The organism is Petrotoga sp. SL27 (assembly GCF_002924605.1).
GTDB classification, from domain to species: domain Bacteria; phylum Thermotogota; class Thermotogae; order Petrotogales; family Petrotogaceae; genus Petrotoga; species Petrotoga sibirica.
Window position 1 is genome coordinate 63,010 of the sequence record NZ_JAIP01000012.1, and the last position, 19,983, is coordinate 82,992.

Consider the following 19,983-nt stretch of genomic DNA (forward strand, 5'->3'; position numbering starts at 1 on the left):
GGTAACATTGAGTGAATACAACGCTGAAAAAAAGAGGATTGTAGGATTCTTTGGACACCACGGGTGTGGTAAAACTACCCTTATGGATGATGTCATTGTAAATCTTGGATTAACTGATAGAATAGGTCAAAGACATTTAGACAAGGATCCAGTTGAAAAAGAAAAAGGTGCAACGTTTTCCAACCACATTTTATCGTTTGATTTAGATGATTCAAGGATCTACTTTTTTGATACCCCAGGTTCTTTAGACTTTATAGGAGATATACAAATAGCTTTAAACGCTGTTGATAACGTAGTTATCGTGATAAACGCTTCTGCTGGTGTAGAAGTAACAACAGAAAGAATTTGGAATATGGCAAGAGAATTAAAGAAACCCATCGTATTTTATATAAATCAAATGGATAAAGAAGGAGTCAACTTTGGGAACTTAGTTCAAGAACTTAAAGAAAGTTTTGAAGACGAAACAAGAATAGTTCCTTTCCAGGTTCCCATAGGTGAAGGTCCCAATTTTAAGGGTGTTATCAATCTTTTATCAAATGACGTATTTACGTATGAAGAAGGAACAGGCAAATCTTCCAAACAAACCGAAATTCCAGATAACGCCAAAGATTATTTGGAAAGATATCATTCAGAAATAATAGAAGATATTGTTGAAACCAACGAAGAACTAATGGAAAAATATTTTGAATCAGGAGAAGAAAATTTAAGTCAAGAGGAGTTGATTTCTGCACTTCATAAAGCGTACGATGAAGATAAAATAATTCCTGTATTCATTGGATCCGCTTTAAAAAATATTGGTTTTGATCAATTGGTAAAGGCTTTAATCAGTTTCGGAATGACACCACTTGAAAGAAAATTTTACAGTGAAGAGGGTAATGAAATTTCTTCCCAGGAAAATGGTCAATTTTTAGGTATCATCGTTAAAAATGACGTGGACCCATTCGTTGGAAAACTCACTTATCTAAGAGTTATTAGCGGATCTTTAAAAGCAGGTTCTGGTATCTATATTGTTGAAGAATCAACAAGAGAAAAAATATCCCATATAAATTTACCCCGATTTGATAAGAATGAAGAAGTAGAAGAAGCTGGCGTTGGGGATATCTTAGTTATACCTAAACTAAAATCAAGTAAGATAAATCAAACTGTATCCGCTGAAGAAACCTCAAATAGGCTAAAATTACCAGAATTTCCTGAACCAATGATATCTAAGTCCATCGCTCCTAATTCAAAAAATGAGATAGACAAAATTACTGAATCGTTAGCAAAAATTGCAGAATCAGACCCAACATTTAAATGGGAATTCGATTCGGAAACGGGAGAAACGGTCATAAGTGGAATGGGAACCATTCACTTAGAAATAATGATAGAGAAGTTGAAAAAGAATTTCGGTATTGATTTTGAGGTAGGAAAACCAAAAATTGCATATAAAGAAACCATAAGAAGTAAATCCCAGGCAGAATACAAACACAAAAAACAAACTGGAGGGCATGGTCAATACGGTCACGTTAAAATAGAAATTGAACCGCTAGAAAGAGGAAAAGGTTATGAATTTGTTGATAAAATTGTTGGAGGCGTCATACCAAAAAATTTCATACCATCTGTAGATAAAGGTATTAGAGAAGCCATCAAAAAAGGTGTTTTAGCTGGTTTTCCGGTTGTGGATATTAGGGTTACACTTTTTGATGGTTCTTATCATGAAGTTGACTCTTCAGATATTTCATTTCAAATAGCTGCAAGACACGCATTTAAAATAGCTATGGAAAATGGTAGCCCGGTTATTTTAGAACCAATTATGCATGTTGAAATATTCTTACCCACTGAAAACACTGGTGACGTTATTGGTGAAGTTACAGCAAAAAGGGGAAGACCCTTAGGAATGGAATCAGTAGGGAAAGGATACGACAAGATAGTAGCTGAAATCCCATTGGCTGAAATGTTGGATTTTTCACCTCGTCTAAGTTCTATCTCCTCAGGAAAAGGCTATTTTAACATGAAATTTTCCCACTATTCTGAAGTGAGCCCTGATATCCAAAACAAAATAATAGAAGAAAGAAAAAGAGAAGAAGAATTACAAAAATAAAATGGGGCTTTGCCCCATTTTTAAATAGCTTTTGCTGATTTGTGCAAAACAGTTTGTTTACAATGCTTTAGAAATGTTTTCCTAAATCTCGTTTGCGTTACATTTTGCGGCCCTATGCAAAACGCCTTATTCATAATGCATTTGAAATAATTTCCAAATTCTCATTTGCGAAGCATTTTGCGGTCTTGTGCAAAACGGTTGTTACTGATTTGTGCAAAATGGTTCTTTATAATGCCTTAGAAACAATTTCCATGTTCTCATTTGCGCAGCAAATGATGTTTCGTGAATTTGGGGTTCTTAAGGGGCGAAGCCCCTTAAAGATTATGGGTGGGGAGCGGGGTGAAGGGGCGCTAAATAAAGTTTCTAACGACGATATTAACTAATAAAAAGGAGAGATATATCGTGTCCATTACAACAAAAACAGGTGATAAGGGTGAAACTTCTCTTTGGAGTGGAGAAAGAGTTTCAAAAGACGACATAAGGGTTGAAGCTTACGGTACCGTAGATGAATTAAACGCATTCCTTTCAGAAGCAAATTATTATTTAAAATCTCATGAGGTGAAAAAAATAATAAACGAAGTACAAAATAATTTATTCAAAGTAGCCGGAGAGTTAGCTTCCAAAAGCAAAACATATAAATGTCCTATTCAAGAAGAAGATGTCCTTAAAATTACCAACTATGTTCATCTATTTGAAAACAAGTTGAATTTAAATAGTTTCGTTATACCTGGAAGAACAATGCAATCTGCTAAATTAGACATTTGTAGAACAATAGCACGAAGAGCAGAAAGACGAATTATCGCTTTAGATAAAAAAGAACCGTTATCGGAACCATTAAAAAAATATGTAAATCGATTATCTGATCTGTTATTCGTATTAGCCCGTTTTGAAGAGTACATTGAAGATAAAATTGAATTCAAAAAATGGTGAGGGAGTTAAAATGTTCTGCATCAAATTAGAATTGAAAATTAGGTTATTTGGAATCAGCTCTTTGAAAGACAAAAGATCGGTAGTGAAAACACTGATAAACTCACTAAGAAAAAAGTACAATGTATCTGCTCTAGAAGGAAATTATAACGACTCGAAAAATTACTTGGGAATATTCGTATCGTCGTTAAGTCAAAGTAGAGATTACTTACTAAACCTTATTGAGCAAATTGAGGATGATATCGAACTCAATTATGGTTTAGAAATCGAAAAGGAAGACTACTTAATTTTTTAATAGTTAATTTACTATGAAGGCAGGAGGCACTAATTTGGATTTAACTAACATTATAGAAGAATTAAAAAAGTATTTAAAAGTAACTATAAAGACTAAAAAAAGATTAGAACATATCTACAATGTTGTTAATTTCTCAAAAAAATTAGCCCAAATCCACAGACTTCCAGAAGGAAAAGTTGAAATTGCAGCGTTGGGACACGATTTATTTCGAGATGTTGACCCAAACCGATTAATCAAATTGGCAGCGTTTTATAAAATTCACCTCGATAAATTCGATAAAAATCGCCCCATTCTCTTGCACGGAAAGGTAAGTGCGGAATTTTTGGCAAGGAAATTCCATATTGATGAAGATATATACCAAGCTATATTTTATCACACAAGTGGTTATGAAAAAATCGGAGATATAGGAAAGGCACTTGTTATTTCTGATTCAGCCGGAGATGACAGGGATTTTGAAGGCGTTGAAGAACTAAGAAAAGTATCATACACGTCTTTGAATGAAGGATACAAATTGGTGATAAAAAACAAAATAAGCTACGCCTTAGCTAAAGAGAGATATATATTAGAAGATACATATAAGACATGGAACGCACTGTGTCAAATTTGATGAATTAGAATCAATTTCCACCTAAGCCATATTCGTTTTCTCTGTTATCCAACACATAAATTCTATTACTAGAAGGCAGGAATACTAACGGGTCGTAATTTGTATAAGCTTTTTTAACTTCGAAGTGAAGGTGAGGACCTGTGCTTAAACCTGTATTCCCTACTCTTGCGATTATTTCGCCTTTTTCAACATATTGGCCTTCATACACATTTATTTGAGAGAGATGTCCGTAAACATAAGAATTATTGTAAGACTCTATTTCAACCATCAAACCATATCCTCCATTTTCGCCAACGAATTTTACTTTTCCCGCTTCAACGGAAAACACGGGTGTGCCAATAGGTGCCGCAAGATCAATCCCTTTATGAAAAGAATACTCTTTTGTTATAGGGTGAACCCTATATCCATAAAGAGAAGAGATAGTAGCATAAACAGGCCATATTATATTTCTTTCGTTATTGAAACCTTTTCCTACAACACTTTTAGGGATAAAAAGTTTTTGATTTACAAAAATAGTTGTCGTATCGAGGTTGTTTGCTTTAACTATATCAGAAACACTAGTGAAAAATAATTTAGCAATATAAGTTAGGTTATCCCCCTTTTTGACTTCATAGATATACCCTTCCGGTTGAGGGATTAATATTACTTGTTCAATTTTTAAATTGTTGGGAGATAAATTAGGATTCCAATCCAAAATAGTTGAAATGGATACGTTGTATTCAATTGAAATCCTATATAATGTTTCGTTACTTTGAATTTGATGTTCCACAATAGAATAAGACGAAAACGTTAATGCCGCCAAAATTGAAAAACTAAGGAACAGAGCTGTTCTTTTACGAATGCCCAAGGTTTTTCCTCCTGTAATGGTTCAACAGATGAATAACGAATACGAAGTTATTATACCATAGGATAATCTTCCTCTAGTAAAAAATAAATTAATAATTTCTAAATTTACTCTCTCTTATTTCTATTTTCTATTCTTCTCTTCTAATAATTGACATCCGTTAAAATTGGTGCTAAAATAGAAAAATCTCTTCTGAGAAAAGCCTATGATTGCCAATATGGTGAAAATGGGCTTTAATTTTTTAAATATTTTCAATAAAATGGGGGAATATTTTTAATATGCTTTTATTTTATTTAATCCCAGCAATACTGTTAGGATGGTCCTTAGGCTCCAACAACTCTTCCAATGTATTTGGACCAGCTGTGGCTTCTGGATTGGTTCCATACAAAAAAGCTATTATCGTATCTGCAATTTTTGTTGTTGTCGGCTCTATTATTGGTGGTAAAAATGGATTAAACACCTTGGGGGCTTTGACTAATTTAAATGTTGAGCTACTTTCATTAGCTTTATTTTGTGCTTTTTTAACTATGATGTTTATGAGTTTGATTGGGCTTCCCGCATCTGCTACCCAGGCTGTTGTGGGAGCTCTTATTGGAATAAGTATTCTAAAAGGAACATTCAATTCAGCCATTTTAACAAGAATTTTTATTTCGTGGATACTTACTCCGATTGGTGCCTTAATCTTTGCTTTTATATTATATAGACTTTTGGCCCTAATATTTAGAAAATTTTTGGGGATTACAACCCAAGATAGATTCTTAAAAGTACTAACATGGATCGCTATTTGTTATAGTGCATACTCATTAGGAGCTAACAACGTTGCAAACGTTACTGGAGTATTTGCAAACGTTTTATTCACTCCTTTTCTTTTACTAATTATAGGTGGTTCATCGATAGCTGTCGGAATTTTATCTACTAACCAAAAGGTTTTGTATACCGTAGGGAAAGGGATTATCGAATTGGATCATTTTTCATCATCTGTATCTATTTTAGGGGTAGGGGTTACCTTGTGGATCTACTCTTTAATTGGTATTCCTATCAGTGTTGCACAGGCTACAATAGGTGCTATTGTAGGTGTTGGATTAGCAGCAGGTACTAGAACTTTTGATACTAGTACGATAATGAAAGTAATATTTGGTTGGGTAGGAACACCTATGATTTCTGGAATTATTTCCCTTATAGTATTATTTCTAATTCAATTATTATATTAAAAAAGGGGAGCCTAAATACTCCCCTCTATGTTTTATTTTGAAAGTTGCTTAGCCATTATATATTGGTCTATTCCTTGAGCGGCTTTGTGCCCGTCTGCAACTCCGTGAATTATATCTGGCCCATGCACTATATCGCCACCTGCAAACAACCATGGTACACCTTCCACTTGACCGTACTCGTTTGTTTTTATCCTTCCTCTTTCTATCTTCATGTTATTTTGGATTTTTTCCGGCAAATAGCTGTAATCCGGAACCTGTCCAACAGTCATTACGACCATATCCGCATTTATCGTAATAGTGTTACTTTCATCGTATTTTGGATTGAATCTTCCGTTTTCGTCGAATACTTCTACACATTTCCTAAACAACACACCTTTCAATTCTCCATTTTCAACTATTACCTTCACCGGACCCCATCCTGGATGAAAAATTACCCCTTCTTCTTTACCTTCAACTACCTCGTCTTCATCAGCAGGCATTTCATCAAAGCTTCTCTCTAAACTGAGAACATGTACTTCGGATTTTTTATATTCTAGGTTTTGGAGTCTGAGCATGGACCTTGCAACGTCCATGGCAACATTCCCTCCTCCTATTACTACAAGAGAGTTAGGTATATACGGTTTTGGGCCTTCTCCTCTGACATAATTTTTCATTTCTTCTAAGATTGTTAAAGAGTCAAAGACTTTTTCATGGTCAGATCCTTCGATGGGAAGCTTTCTACCTTTGTTGAATCCAGTTGAAACAAATATTACATCGTTTTTTGCTTTTAATTCTTCTAAAGTGATATCCTTTCCAACTTTTGTATTTGTTATTATCTTTACTCCCAGTGACTTTATGTAATTTACATCTTGCTCAAAAGCTGAATCCGGAAGCCTATACGAAGGACCTCCGTAATTAAGAACACCACCAGGCCTATTCTTTTCTTCATAAACAGTGATTTCATATCCCATTAAAGATAAGAAATAAGCTGCAGAAAGTCCGGCAGGACCGGCTCCAACGATGGCAACCTTAGCGTTAGCCTTTTTTATAACTTCCTGATCTAAAATTTCTGGATATTTATCCTGTGGGATGTTATCCACTATATATCTTTTCAACCATCTTATGGCTATAGGTTCTCCTCTGTGACCTATGGTACAAACTGTCTCACATTTGTGAGTACACATTCTCCCACATACAGCGGGCAAAGGATTCGTTTTATAAAGATCTTTCAATCCTGTTTGAAGATCATCAGTGTATATATCTTTTATGTAATCTGCGATGTTCATATGGGCTGGACATGTCTTTTCACAAATACTACACTCCACACATCTTGAAGCTTCTCTAACAGCCTGTTCTTTTGAAAATCCTTTAACCATCTCTATGAATGATGTTTTTCTGATTTCTGGTGGATCAATTTCCATCTCTTCTCTTTCTAAGTCAAGTAGGTCTGAATCTTCATCTCTAACATAACCTAATGGTTTTCTAATTCCATGAATTCCTTCCTCTGTGGGTATAAAAAAGAAGGTGTTCGGATCTTTAGATATATGTAAATATTCTTTGGTCATCTGTAATGAACCCGTGGTACATATATCCACACATAAACCACAAAAGCTGCATCTTCCATAATCTATAGAAGGCCTTTGGGGTTTAGAACCTTCCACATCCGGAAGTTCTTCGATCTCTATCATAGTTATAGCATCTGTTGGGCATATTTTTGAACAAGTACCACAACCGATACATTTTTCCCAGTCGTTTATATGAAAACCTCTATATCTATCTGAAGCCTCTCGAGGTGTTATTAGAATATTTTCCATAGGAACGGTAACAGGCTTTTTAGTAAGGTATTTCCAAGCTCTTGCTGGAGCAAAAAAACTTTTTTCAGGAGTATTCACCGTATTCACCTCTTCCTTTATTTTTTATCTATCTATTTCAGGAGAGCATACCCCCATTGTATCCATCCAAAGCGCTGCATCTTCTATCCTCGTACCGGGCAAATATTTCTCTACACCCAACAAACCTTGTGGATAGGACGCTCCTCTAACAGCAACTCTATAGGGTTTATCTTCTCCTTCTGAAACTATATAATATCCGTACTCTCCCCTTGTGCATTCCACATGTGTGTAAACTTGCCCCTTTGGAACACGCCATCGTAAGGCACTTCCGTTAGATATTTTGTTCCATACCTTCCCTTTTTGGGGCATTTTTTTAAGTACCTGCCTTATTATTTTTATACTCTGATAGGTTTCGAGGTATTTGAAATAAACCCTTGTATATCCATCTGAGTAATTGGCCGTGGGGACGTAAAATTCTACTTGGTCATACCTTGCATATGGGTCTACTTTTCTAATATCGTATGCTTCTCCCACAGCTGATCTCATACCTATTCCAGTAACTCCCAACTCCCAAACAACCTCTGCAGGTAACAACAACTTATCTTTGGTTCTTCTCTGAAAGAGGGAGTTCTTAAGAATCAAATCTTCGTATTCTGGAAGTCGATTTTCTAAATAATCGAGAAAACTCTTTATCTTTTCAATAGTTTCCTCTCTCAAATCCTTTCTTACGCCACCTGGTACTATATACATATGATAGATTCTTGCTCCGGTTATCTCTTCAAAGATATCCAGTATAAGATCTCTATCTGCGAGTCCCCAATTGGGTCCAGTGTATAGTCCAACTGGTCCTCCTATTCCTCCAAGGGACATTAGATGGTTTGCGATTCTTGCTAGCTCTAAGATTATCATCCTTATCCAATGAGCCTTTTCAGGGACTTCGATTCCTGTCAACTCCTCTATCGCCATGGCGTACACCATCTCATTGATATCAGGTTCTGGAACGCAAATCCTTGGTATTAGGGCGAGGTTATTCATCCAAAGTCTTCTTTCCATAAGTTTTTCAAATCCTCTATGCAACATGCCAGGCATAGGTCTTGCCCTGACGATGGTATCTCCATCAACGTACATATGAACACTAAAATTCCCGTGCATGCCTGGATGATTTGGTCCTAAGTATAATTTAAGTTCTTTCATTTATACCACCTTCTTTTATGGCATCTTTCACCACGTTTTTGGAAAATTCCACATCATACTTTCTATCAGGAAATTTACGTTTAGAATACTCTAACGGATCAAAATCTTTTCTCATAGGAGGTTTATCATCCCATAATTCTAAGAAAAGCGGTTTTTCAGAATCCGAGTTACCTTCAAACTTTACACCAAAGAACTCATGGATATCCCTTTCGTAGTATCTGGCACCAGGAAAAATATCTATGATGCTCATATATTCAGGGTTTTCTCTCTCAATCTTTGTTTTTACTACAAAAGTAATCCCATTTGTCCAATTGAACAGAACATAAACTAATTCAAATTTGTTTTCTTTAATCCAATCGACGCAGGTTATCAAGCTTAACTGTTTCCAACCTTTGTCCTTTAAATAAGTTAATATTGTTGGCAAATTGTTTTGTTTAACAACTATACTTATTTCATTTTTCTTTGGTGTGGTGAAATCTTTTATATCGAAACTTTTTTCAAGAATGCTTATCAATTCTTTGGCATCATTCGTGAAATTCATCCTTTACATACACCTCCCCTAAGGAACGAATCTGATTATTTCGATACCAATCGTAATTCTCTACATATTTCTTCCATCCATTGGCTTCTCCTTTTGTTATCATATTTTCAAGCGTTTTAAAAGTATTCATTATAGCCTCAGGTCTTGGCATACATCCGGCAACGTACAGATCAACTGGAAGATAATAATCCAACCTGTCGATCACCGCATAAGAATCATAGTATATTCCACCGTTTAGAGTACAAGATCCAAAGCCTACAAGATATTTTGGAGTCATCATTTGTTCATAAGTGTATATAACTCTCCTTAAAGTTTTAACGCTTAGATAACCTGTTATCAGCAGAACATCCGCTTGACGAGGTGTTGCCATTGGTCCCATACCCAATCTTTCCATATCGAATCTGGCCGTCATAGTGGGTGGAAGTTCTACAGCACCACAACCTGTGCAATAATGAAGCATCCATAAAGATTTTCCTCTGAAGATATTCTTTATCTTTTCCCAAAAAGTTATAGTATCGTTTAGATCCTCTTCAAAGATGTTCATCTGTTCTATTTTCTCTTCATTTGTCATACGTTCACCCCCAGTCCTGTAAAAATTACTATCGCTGTTTGAACAAGTGATAGTACTATCGGAACTCCATAGAAAAAAGTTACAACATTCTCTATTCTAAAACGAGCCGAAACAGCATATATCAGTGTAACCAAGGTATAAACAAAAAAGTATTTTATTAAGTATTCAACTAAATTTCCTCCTCCTAAGAATAAGTTCACGAACAAACCGACTTCAACTAACGTTGCAAACTCGTGTTGTAACATCAACATACCTAAATGTTTTCCTCCATACTCAACCATAGGTCCCGAGGCTATTTCTGCTGGTGCGATGGGTGTATCAAATGGGACCTTAATAAGCATACCGACTAAGGATATAAAAGCTACTATAGCTCCTAAGGGCATAGTAAAAATATGCCATCCAAAAATCCCACTCATTTGTTGTACATGAGCCAATTCAGCAAGTGAAGAAGTACCATAAACGTGTATCATACCAAACACAACTATCATAAATGGGACTTCATAAGCTAACATCTGAGTTAATGCCCTCATAATACCTATTCCTGCCCAGGCGTTTCCAGATCCAGAAGCACTCATGGCCATCCCAAGAGAACCAATTGTTGACAAATAGACAACAACAAAGAAATTATCAAGACCATTGAAAGCCACAATATTTCCAAAAGGTAAGAACATAAAAGCGGTTATCGTTCCTCCCAAGGCCATCATCACACCAAAATCGTAAATAAAACCATGTGTTATAGATGATTTTGATAGAGCTTTGAAAATATCCATAAAAGTTTGATACCAAGGTGGTCCTACTCTTCTATGAACCTTAGCTGTAACTCTTCTTTGAATACCATCAAGAGATACTTGCCATAAAAATCCAATGAAAACTATCATCAAGGCTATCAAATAACTCATATTTTATCACCCCAGAAAAAGGCTATTGATATTATCACAGAGATCCAAAACACCCCTAAAGAAGCGTTTGAAGAAAAGAACCAACTTCTAACAAGACGACCAAACTCGTTTACTCTTAAAGCTATGACATCGTAAAACTTTTCCAATGATGGATGATTTTTATACAATCTTTCAAAAGGAGCGTAATAATTTTTGGCATAATGATAAGATTCAGGATCGTATATAAATTCGCCAGAAGTGTAAGTGTTCATTTGATCAACGGGCTGAGCCTTTTTATGTGTGTAAAAAATTAATGCGGCTATAATGAAACCTATGACGAAGACGGCTGTAATCACTAAAGAATTCCACATGCCACTGAAGGAATATATCTTTGAACCTTCTACAGTGAGTGGAACAATATTCAAAGAAGCCTGGATTTTCGAAATAAATCCTAACATATGAGAAGGAAATACACCAAAATATATTGTCAGTAAAGACATCACAAGCATAGGAATTTGCATCATAAAAGGAACTTCTTTCACATCGTTGTGCTTAGGTGACAATTGACCTAAAAATACGGTAGCAAGAGGTCTAAAAACGTACATGAAAGACCCTATACTTCCAAAAAAGGTGGCAAAAGCTATAAACATAAGCCCTTTGCTCGCTAAGCCTTGGAAGATCAACCACTTTGATGCGAATCCACTGGTGGGTGGTATACCGGCTATAGAAATTATGGCAATTAAGTAAGCGGCAAAGGTTACAGGCATCTTTTTAATCATTCCACCCAGTTCGCTCATACTTGTGGTACCCGTTCTATAAGCTACCGCTCCAATAGTTAAAAACATAGCAGCTGATGCCATTGCGTGATTGAAAATATGCATCATTCCACCAGCGAATCCCACTTGGTCCAAAAGCGAGATACCGATCAATATGTATCCACTATTCGCAACGGTGGAATAAGCTATCAATCTTTTAGCGTCTTCTTGTTTTATTGCCATAAGGGTTCCAACTATAATGCTTATTGCACCTAAAACCATAATTATATAATTTTCATAAGGGACCCCGATTATATGAATATGGTTAGAAAAGATCTGTGAAGTAGGGATAATTGCACTAACCAAAAAGGCTATAAATGCCCCCATTTTTTCTAATCCTCCAGAAAGAACCGGAGAAAAGGTATGAGGAGCGTTCCCTTGGGCAATAGGGAGCCATGTGTGAAACGGGAAAATTCCTAACTTTGCAAGTCCCGCGATAATAATTACAAAGTAAGCCATTACGGCTGTATTAGGGCTGCTAATCAAATTCTTTGAAATACTTTCTATATCAAAGGTTTGAAACAATGAGTATAAATAGATCACCGCAAAAAACATAGAGAAAGAACCGATCGTACTCATAGTGTAATAAACTACAGAGGCTTTCCTTGATTTACCAAGAGGAATTATAAACAAAGAAGACCAAACCACCATCTCCCAAAATATGAATAACGTTAGAAAATCCTTAGCAAAGAAAACCCCCAACGTAGAAACTAAAGAAAACACGTAGAGCATGTTGTATGAAGCAGGATTAACCATTTTTTCTACCCAATATGGATTAAAAAAGGACACAAGAAAATAAATTAAAACCATTATTATGGAAAAAAACCAACCATAATTAGAGCTCACCAATTGCAATGAAAATCCTCCAAAAGACCACAGGTTAAATACTGTTCCAACATCGTTCATATATCCAAACAAAAATATCAACACAAACAGCGTTGAAAAAATGGTAAAATAACTACCTAACCTTTTGTATATCTTTGTTAAGAAAAAAGTCAAAACCGATAACAACAAACCTGTAATTAACAGAGAGTTTAACGCCATTTACATCACTCCCATTGATAAATAAGATAAGATATTATTTAAAGGTGCGGATACGCTCTGTACAAAATCTACGAATAGTTCTGGGTAGATTCCTCCCATAATGAATAAGAACCCAACAACTACAGCTACGACACTTATAACAAATAACTTGTTCATGGAAAATTTGGTTGTCAACTTTTCAGTAGTTTCCTCATGCTCTTCACCTGGTACCCATAGTTTAACTAGCATTCTTATATAATAAACACCTTCCAACAAACTTCCCAACAAGATTACTAACGGAATAATCCAATTGGTATTGAAAGCAGTGTTTATAATGTTGAATTTTGCATAAAAACCGTAGAACAAAGGAAGACCTATCAAAGACAAAGCAGAAACTGTAAATCCAAAACCTACTAAAGGATACTTTCTAAATATTCCAGCAGCCTGATCGATAGAATCACTTGAGTTATTCTCATAAACGTTCGCAGCGGTAGAAAACATTACTATCTTAGCAAAGGCATTATTTATCAGTTGTAAAATAGCTGCGTACCCTCCACCTATTAAAAATAGCCCAGTAATCAATCCTGCCTGTCCAATACTTGAGAAAGTAAGTATCTCTCTCATATTCTTTGTAGCGGTGGCAGAAGCTTCGGCAAATATGAAGGTTATAAAGGTAATTGTGATAAATATATTAAACAAAGGCCCGTTAACCGTAATTAGATTTGAAAAGAACCTTCCAAACACCAAAAAAATTGTTGACGCATAAACTGCGGAAAATAATGGGGCAGTCAAGGTGTTTACATTGGCATAAACACCTCTAACCCAACTATTAAAAGGTAAAAGTTTTGCCTCAACCGCTAAACCTGAAAAAATTAAAATAGAAACTATCAGTTGAATATTTGCTGAAAGTCCTGAAAAGTGAAGAGACAAATTAGACATGTTCAAACTTCCAACAATGGCATATACAATAATTATTCCAAGTAAATACAAACTAGATCCCACGGAACCTAAAACCAAATAATTAAACGTATGATGATACTTTCCATGTAACGTTGATATTATATAAGCTGAAATGGTGGCTATTTCAAAGAAAACGTAGAAGTTGAATAAATCGTTAGTTAAAACCATTCCGTTGAGTCCGGCTAAAGCTATTAACAATGGCAATGAATATTTACCAATTTTCTTTATTCCAATCAGAGAAGAAACGAGAAACAAAACATTAATTAATACTATCCCGAATAAAGAATAATTATCCACCAACAAGTTGATACCAAATGGTGGTTGCCAACCTCCAAGTTCGTAACTTCCTTTTTGTACAAAAAAAGCAAAGATGGTGTTTAAAACCAAACCAAAAAACAAAAGAGATTTAGAAAAGTTTTTAAACATTACCCCAACGAACGCTAAAAGTAAAGGGATAACAATTAAAAGCACAGGATTAATCATCTGAACCACCTCTAATTTCATCTATTTCGATAGACCCTTTTTCAAAGTATACTTTTCTAATAAAAGCCAAGCCTAAAGCGGTAGTCCCAAAACCTATAACAATCGCTGTTAACACCAACGCTTGAGGGAGTGGATCAACATAATTTGAAACAGATTCAACCGTTATGATCGGTGCGTTACCACCTTTAACGTATCCAATAGATATAATGAAGAGATTCGACCCTAACTCTAAAAGGTTGAGTGAAATAAGCATCTTAATCAAATTCTTAGATGAGAGTAAGCCGTAGATTCCAACCAAAAAAAGCGCTAAAAATAAATACTGACTCATTCTTCTCCCCCCTGTGTTAAAAAGTTACCTATGATATTTGACAATTCAGAACCAACTTTTAACCCTATCAACACATATAGTATAGGTGTCAATCCTGCGCTGAAAAGGTGACCAATCTCACCCGATGGTAAGAAGTTGTACAAAAATGAATTGAAAGCAAAAAGCCCTATTAACCCTAAGACTATAACCAAAACTCCCGAGGTGCCTTCAAGTACGTTGAAGGCTTTCATCTTCTCTTTAAATTTATCATCGCTTATGTACATCAATAAAACTGATGAGGCTATCATAGCCCCCCCTGGAAATCCTCCACCCGGGGTTAGATGACCGTGAACGAAGATATAAATCCCAACGATCAATATGATTCCAGTTATAATTCGGACACCTGCTTTGAGAATGAAATTTGGTTTCACTCGAAATACAATTCTTTCTTTTCCTACATTTAAAAGCAACGCTACCCCCATTGCCGAAATGAAAAGGACGGTTAATTCTCCTAAGGTGTCAAATCCTCTATAATTAACAACTACAGAAGTGACAATGTTGGCTGATCCTGATTCCGGATAAGGTCTGGTTTCATCTGTGTTCTTTTCTAAATATCTTTGTGAAATGGTGTTATTTAAATCTTTCTCCCCATACTTTGGAAAGAAACTTTGTGAATCGTACAGTAACGAGAATATAAAAAAGGCAACAGTAAACGTCAGTAAAGCTGCAACAAACTTCTTCATTATTTTTCACCACTCTTTTTCATAGTCATCAAAGTAAATACGAAGAGCGAGGTCATCAGACCCGAACCTATAACAGCTTGAGTTATAGCAACATCTGGAGCTTTCATAATAATAAATTCCACAACTGAAAGCAAAGAAGTCATCGATAAAAAAATGATGGAATTTAACAACTTTTTTGATTCAATAGCCATCAAAGCGAAGAGGATCATTATAAAACCAATGATTACACCAATTGTTTCAATCATCTTGACTCATCTCCTCTTTCTCATACAAACCCTTTAAGTCATCTTTTTGTAATTTAGATATTTTTGAACCGTGTAAATAGGAAGCACGGGCTAAAACGGAACTCCCAACGGGATTAGTAATGGTCATAAAAACAACTAAGATTAGTGACTTCAAAAACCACGAAGGGTTTAAAAATCCGACTCCTAAAATTAAAGAAAATGCACCTAAAGTTGTGGCTTTCGTGCCCGCCTGTATCCTATTGAAAACATCTGGCATTCTGAATATCCCCAAACCTCCCAACAGATAGAAAATTCCTCCAATTATTATTAAAACGTCTCCGATCACCTTCATTTTTTCGCCTCCAAATATCTGGAAAGAACAACCGTTTCCAAAAAGGATAGCACCCCATAAACTATTGCAATATCCAAATAAATTTCATTTTTAAAGATTTGAGACAGCAAGACAATAACTCCTGTGATCATGACGTTCAACGTATCCAAAGATACGATTCTATCAGTTATTTCAGGACCAATTATCATTCTCAAGACCGAAAAAAACACCCCTATTCCAATCAGGCCAAACACGACAATCTCTATCATTTGTATATCCTCCCCAAAATTTTTTCGAAAGTCGCCGTTACATGTTTTTTGTAATCTTTTTCGTTTTCACCTTTTATATCTATCCAATGAATATACAGGTTTTCATCATCGGCATCTACTGATAAGGTCCCAGGGGTTAAAGTAACGGAATTTGCCAGAGTTAACTTGCCAACGTCACCCTTCAAATCAACAGGAATTTTCACGAAACCAGGGTTTAAAGGAATTTTTGGTGTCAAAACCCTTCTCGCAACATCGATATTAGATAAAAACATTTTGCAGACGAAAAAAGGCACGTATACAATCACAAATAAAGGTACTTTGTATACAACAGAAAAATCAAATTCATAATCCACAAGACGTGAAATGACACCTGCTAAAACAATTGAAACTAACAATCCAACAATAAATTCAGAAAGGTTAAAAGAAGTCATGAACAGCCAGATTACTAGAAGAACAACAAAAGTCGAAACAAATTTCTTCACAACAATCCCTCCACTTTATATAGTTTGTGAAAAAATCCTCATATTGGATAAAATGAAAATTTTCTTCTTATACATTATACCAGTAAATGGTATAATATCAAAATTAAAAAAACACCTTCTAATTGAATATATTCGTTCTTAATTACCTTTAATTACCCCAAATCGCTAATTTTCCACCGTATTTATTTTTTATGGTATAATTAATATACAATTTTTTATATCTTCTTTTAAGTATTGATCACCTTCCAGGGGGTACCATTGAAAGGAGGAACAATAAATGGAGAGAAGAATGTTGGGTAAAACTCAAGAAGAACTCTCTATAATAGGTTTGGATTTGGAAAAGCTGCTGGTAAGCGAAGATAATTATGAAATTAAAAGGTTTTTAGAAAAGTTTATTCTAGGTGGTGTAAATTTTTTTGAAATTTCTCTTAAATTTGAACCCAAAGATGAAGCGACCATTTTTCCAATAAATCTGTATAGGGATAAACTTTTTATTGCGGGTAGATCTTACGCTAAAAGCGGTGATGAGATACAACAGGACATAAAAGAACTATTAGCTAAATTCAATCTTCAATATTTAGATTTAATCCAAATTATTGGAAAAACTCAAGAGGATATTCATAGAATTCTAGGCCCTGAAGGCGCTTTAGAGGGGGTCTTTGCTGCTAAAAATTTGGGCTTAATAAAGTACATAGGTTTTTCAACAAACAAAGAAAGTATAGCCTTAAAACTTTTAGAAAGTTATGATTTTGATTCGATTACATTTCCCATAGATTGGATGAACTGGTACACAGGTTTTGGAAGAAAAGTAATTTCTAAAGCTAAGGAAAAAGGTACCGGTGTAATAAGTAAACAAACTCTTATAAAAAAGATAACGAAGGTAAATGAAGAAAAATGTATATCTGACCTTCTTTATATTCCTTCCGAAAGTTATGAAGAAGTTAAAACATCGATAAGATTTTCTCTTACTAAGCCCATAACCTCTATCATATGCCCTAGCCACATTAACCTTTTAGAATGGTTAATACAAGCAGCCGACGAATTTACACCCCTTGACATTCAAGAAGAAGAAAATTTGCGAAAAAGTTGTGAAGAACTATCAAAAGTGTTCAATCCTAAAAACATTTGAGGAGAAGTGGCATGTGTGTATCAATAATTGGTGGAATAAATATTGATTTTAAAGGATCTTCCCACCAAAAATTATCGTTCAAAACTTCAAACCCCGGTCGTATCTTTTATTCTTCTGGTGGTGTTGCTAGAAACGTTGCACACAATTTATGCAAATTAGAAGTGCCTGTTAATTTGTTTGGAGTAGTTGGGGACGATATATTTGGTGAAGTAATTTTAACGGAACTAAATAACTTAAAGATAAATACTAATTTTATCAAGAATTGTGATAATTGCCGTACTGGTGTTTACCTCGCTATTTTAGACGAAAAGAAAGATATGATGGTTTCTATATCAGACATGGATATTATTAAAGAGATAAATGTAAATTACATAGAAAAATATAAAGATACCTTACTCCACTCGAAACTAGTCTTTCTTGAAACGAATTTAGAAACACAAACGATAGAATACATACTTAAAGTTCTTGAAAACACGAACGTTTACACAGTTTTTAATGCGGTATCAAATCAAAAAGTAAAAAAATTAAAAAATATAACTGAAGAAATTGATTACCTGACTCTAAACTTCTCAGAATTGAAATCTTTAATTGAGCAAGAAAATTTGGATTTTTACGATGAGAAATCTATACAGACTATTTTTTCTGATAAATTCCCCAATATTTCTAACTTAATTGTAACAAATGGGGATATGGGGGTTCTATTTTTAACCAATCGATTTAAAAAAACAGAGTTTTTTTCTGTAGGTAAAGTTGAAGATTTCGAAATAATCGATGCCAATGGTGCTGGAGACGCTTTTACTGCGGGGCTTATCTATGGTATTTATGAAGATGCTGATATAGAAAAATGCATTGAATATGGAATAAAAGCTTCCCATATTACCCTAAAAAGCCCAAAAACAGTGGCAGATGATCTATCTACAAAAATTTTTGATTGACTAAAAGTCAAAAACAGAGTGAAGCCCTGTTTGCGTCACTGTGCAAACCATGTTTTTTTATGCAGCTTTGTGCAAAATGGTCTTTTTCTTAATGCTTTTGAATAACTTTCCTAATCTCATTTGCTTTGCATTTTGCTGCTTTATGCAAAACGCTTTTTAATAATGCTTTAGAAGTAACATCCTCATTCTCATTTGCGAAGCTTTTGCCGGTTTGTGCAAAATGGATCTTTATAATGCTTTAGAAACAATTTCCATATTCTCATTTGCGAAGCAAATGCCTTTGGGGAGTTTGAGGGGTTTACCCCTCAATGTCCGGGTTTGCCCCCTTAACGCTCGGTCGAAAGGGGGCGAAAGAAAGTCTATAAAACAATAAAAAAAATAACTTTGGAGGAAAATAAAATGAATATAACCCCATACTTAGAGATTAAAGAAGAAGTCTACCAAGCTTTGAAAGAAAATAGACCTATAGTTGCTTTAGAATCAACTATCATTTCACATGGAATGCCTTACCCACAAAATGTAGAAGTAGCTAAAAATGTAGAAGATATAATAAGAAAAAAGGGAGCAGTTCCAGCAACTATAGCGATTATAAAAGGTAAAATGAAAGTAGGATTATCAAAAGAAGAATTAGAATTTATGGCCACCTCCAAAAACATATTGAAAGCAAGCAGGATGGATCTCCCTGTGGTCCTTGCAAAAGGTTTTAACGCCGCTACAACGGTCGCAGCAACTATGATAATAGCTGAACTTGTTGGAATTAAAGTCTTTGTAACAGGGGGAATAGGGGGTGTACATAGAAACGCTCAAGAAACGTTCGATATCTCCGCAGACCTGCAAGAACTTGCGAAAACAAACGTGGCGGTGATATCTGCCGGACCTAAAGCTATATTAGATCTTCAATTAACTAAAGAATACCTCGAAACTTTTGGCGTACCAGTGATCGGATATCAAACGGACGAGCTTCCATGTTTTTTTTCAAGGGAAAGTGGGATAAATGTAGCTTATAGAGTAGAAACTCCTAAAGAAATCGCATCAATAATGAAGACAAAGTGGGACTTGGGCCTACAAGGGGGCATTTTTATTGCAAATCCTATTCCTAAAGAGTATTCACTGAATTTTGAGGAAATAGATAAAACAATAGACAACGCAATAGAAGAGGCTAAAAAACAAAAAATAAAAGGTAAGGAATTAACCCCCTTTCTCCTTTCAAAAATAAACGAATTAACAAAGGGGGATAGTTTAAAAGCAAATATTGAATTAGTCTACAACAATGCCAAACTTGGTGCAGAAATAGCAAAGGAGTTTAACATCCTATCTTAGGGG

At 35.0% G+C, this 19,983-nt stretch carries 22 protein-coding genes; 8 read left to right on the plus strand and 14 right to left on the minus strand.

The window, feature by feature from the left end; translation table 11 throughout:
* The first annotated feature begins 7 nt into the window (after window positions 1-7).
* The 4 genes from fusA (at window position 8) to yqeK (ending at window position 3,909) form a co-directional block, all read left to right on the plus strand.
* On the plus strand, window positions 8-2,080 hold the full coding sequence (gene fusA, locus AD60_RS04725) for an elongation factor G (RefSeq protein WP_103876509.1): 2,073 nt from the start codon (window positions 8-10) through the stop codon (window positions 2,078-2,080).
* A 402-nt stretch (window positions 2,081-2,482) separates the two neighbouring features.
* A complete protein-coding gene (locus AD60_RS04730; protein ID WP_166667738.1) occupies window positions 2,483-3,010 on the plus strand; it encodes a cob(I)yrinic acid a,c-diamide adenosyltransferase in 528 nt (175 codons plus the stop codon).
* Between the two features lie 10 nt (window positions 3,011-3,020).
* Window positions 3,021-3,302 carry a DUF503 domain-containing protein gene (locus AD60_RS04735; RefSeq protein ID WP_103876664.1) on the plus strand — a complete coding sequence of 94 codons (282 nt, stop codon included), beginning with the start codon at window positions 3,021-3,023 and terminating at the stop codon, window positions 3,300-3,302.
* Between the two features lie 34 nt (window positions 3,303-3,336).
* Window positions 3,337-3,909, plus strand: a complete 573-nt coding sequence (yqeK, locus tag AD60_RS04740; RefSeq protein WP_158248377.1) for a bis(5'-nucleosyl)-tetraphosphatase (symmetrical) YqeK — start codon at window positions 3,337-3,339, stop codon at window positions 3,907-3,909.
* 10 nt (window positions 3,910-3,919) lie between these two features.
* Here the strand turns inward: yqeK and AD60_RS04745 are convergent, their stop codons facing one another.
* Window positions 3,920-4,756, minus strand: coding sequence for a M23 family metallopeptidase (locus AD60_RS04745; RefSeq protein WP_103876512.1), 837 nt, complete (start codon window positions 4,754-4,756; stop codon window positions 3,920-3,922).
* 275 nt (window positions 4,757-5,031) lie between these two features.
* On the opposite strand from AD60_RS04745, the gene AD60_RS04750 reads away from it, so the two are divergent.
* Window positions 5,032-5,964, plus strand: coding sequence for an inorganic phosphate transporter (locus tag AD60_RS04750; protein ID WP_103876513.1), 933 nt, complete (start codon window positions 5,032-5,034; stop codon window positions 5,962-5,964).
* A 32-nt stretch (window positions 5,965-5,996) separates the two neighbouring features.
* Here the strand turns inward: AD60_RS04750 and AD60_RS04755 are convergent, their stop codons facing one another.
* Genes AD60_RS04755 through AD60_RS04815 form a run of 13 tightly spaced genes read right to left on the minus strand, consistent with a single transcriptional unit; the run spans window position 5,997 to window position 16,596 of the window.
* Window positions 5,997-7,835 (minus strand): FAD-dependent oxidoreductase, encoded by a 1,839-nt coding sequence (locus tag AD60_RS04755; protein WP_103876514.1) that lies wholly within the window; start codon window positions 7,833-7,835, stop codon window positions 5,997-5,999.
* 24 nt (window positions 7,836-7,859) lie between these two features.
* Window positions 7,860-8,969: an NADH-quinone oxidoreductase subunit D gene (locus AD60_RS04760; protein ID WP_103876515.1), complete on the minus strand. Its 1,110-nt coding sequence runs from the start codon at window positions 8,967-8,969 to the stop codon at window positions 7,860-7,862.
* Window positions 8,956-9,510, minus strand: coding sequence for an NADH-quinone oxidoreductase subunit C (locus AD60_RS04765; RefSeq protein ID WP_103876516.1), 555 nt, complete (start codon window positions 9,508-9,510; stop codon window positions 8,956-8,958). The genes AD60_RS04760 and AD60_RS04765 overlap by 14 nt, the downstream gene beginning before the upstream one ends.
* Entirely contained in the window at window positions 9,494-10,054 is a 561-nt protein-coding gene (locus AD60_RS04770) for an NADH-quinone oxidoreductase subunit B family protein (protein ID WP_103876665.1), read from the minus strand. The genes AD60_RS04765 and AD60_RS04770 overlap by 17 nt, the downstream gene beginning before the upstream one ends.
* Before the next feature lie 23 nt (window positions 10,055-10,077).
* Window positions 10,078-10,980: a respiratory chain complex I subunit 1 family protein gene (locus AD60_RS04775; protein ID WP_103876517.1), complete on the minus strand. Its 903-nt coding sequence runs from the start codon at window positions 10,978-10,980 to the stop codon at window positions 10,078-10,080.
* Entirely contained in the window at window positions 10,977-12,818 is a 1,842-nt protein-coding gene (locus tag AD60_RS04780) for a proton-conducting transporter membrane subunit (RefSeq protein ID WP_103876518.1), read from the minus strand. Before AD60_RS04780 ends, AD60_RS04775 begins: the two co-directional genes overlap by 4 nt.
* A complete protein-coding gene (locus tag AD60_RS04785) occupies window positions 12,819-14,240 on the minus strand; it encodes a complex I subunit 5 family protein (protein ID WP_103876519.1) in 1,422 nt (473 codons plus the stop codon).
* Window positions 14,233-14,568, minus strand: a complete 336-nt coding sequence (locus tag AD60_RS04790) for a sodium:proton antiporter (protein WP_103876520.1) — start codon at window positions 14,566-14,568, stop codon at window positions 14,233-14,235. The genes AD60_RS04785 and AD60_RS04790 overlap by 8 nt, the downstream gene beginning before the upstream one ends.
* A complete protein-coding gene (locus AD60_RS04795) occupies window positions 14,565-15,290 on the minus strand; it encodes a Na(+)/H(+) antiporter subunit B (RefSeq protein WP_103876521.1) in 726 nt (241 codons plus the stop codon). Before AD60_RS04795 ends, AD60_RS04790 begins: the two co-directional genes overlap by 4 nt.
* Window positions 15,290-15,535, minus strand: coding sequence for a hydrogenase subunit MbhD domain-containing protein (locus AD60_RS04800; RefSeq protein ID WP_103876522.1), 246 nt, complete (start codon window positions 15,533-15,535; stop codon window positions 15,290-15,292). Before AD60_RS04800 ends, AD60_RS04795 begins: the two co-directional genes overlap by 1 nt.
* Complete coding sequence (gene mnhG / locus AD60_RS04805; RefSeq protein ID WP_103876523.1) at window positions 15,528-15,866, minus strand: monovalent cation/H(+) antiporter subunit G; 339 nt, start codon at window positions 15,864-15,866, stop codon at window positions 15,528-15,530. The genes AD60_RS04800 and mnhG overlap by 8 nt, the downstream gene beginning before the upstream one ends.
* On the minus strand, window positions 15,863-16,114 hold the full coding sequence (locus tag AD60_RS04810) for a monovalent cation/H+ antiporter complex subunit F (protein ID WP_103876524.1): 252 nt from the start codon (window positions 16,112-16,114) through the stop codon (window positions 15,863-15,865). Before AD60_RS04810 ends, mnhG begins: the two co-directional genes overlap by 4 nt.
* On the minus strand, window positions 16,111-16,596 hold the full coding sequence (locus AD60_RS04815) for a Na+/H+ antiporter subunit E (protein ID WP_103876525.1): 486 nt from the start codon (window positions 16,594-16,596) through the stop codon (window positions 16,111-16,113). Before AD60_RS04815 ends, AD60_RS04810 begins: the two co-directional genes overlap by 4 nt.
* A 277-nt stretch (window positions 16,597-16,873) precedes the next feature.
* Here AD60_RS04815 and AD60_RS04820 point away from each other — a divergent pair, with 277 nt between their 5' ends.
* From AD60_RS04820 to AD60_RS04830, 3 genes are all read left to right on the plus strand, one after another.
* The gene (locus tag AD60_RS04820; protein WP_103876526.1) at window positions 16,874-17,725 is read left to right on the plus strand and encodes a hypothetical protein; all 852 of its coding nucleotides are present in this window, start codon (window positions 16,874-16,876) and stop codon (window positions 17,723-17,725) included.
* 11 nt (window positions 17,726-17,736) lie between these two features.
* On the plus strand, window positions 17,737-18,660 hold the full coding sequence (locus AD60_RS04825) for a carbohydrate kinase family protein (RefSeq protein WP_103876527.1): 924 nt from the start codon (window positions 17,737-17,739) through the stop codon (window positions 18,658-18,660).
* A gap of 405 nt (window positions 18,661-19,065) precedes the next feature.
* Entirely contained in the window at window positions 19,066-19,980 is a 915-nt protein-coding gene (locus AD60_RS04830) for a pseudouridine-5'-phosphate glycosidase (protein WP_103876666.1), read from the plus strand.
* Window positions 19,981-19,983 lie beyond the last annotated feature (3 nt).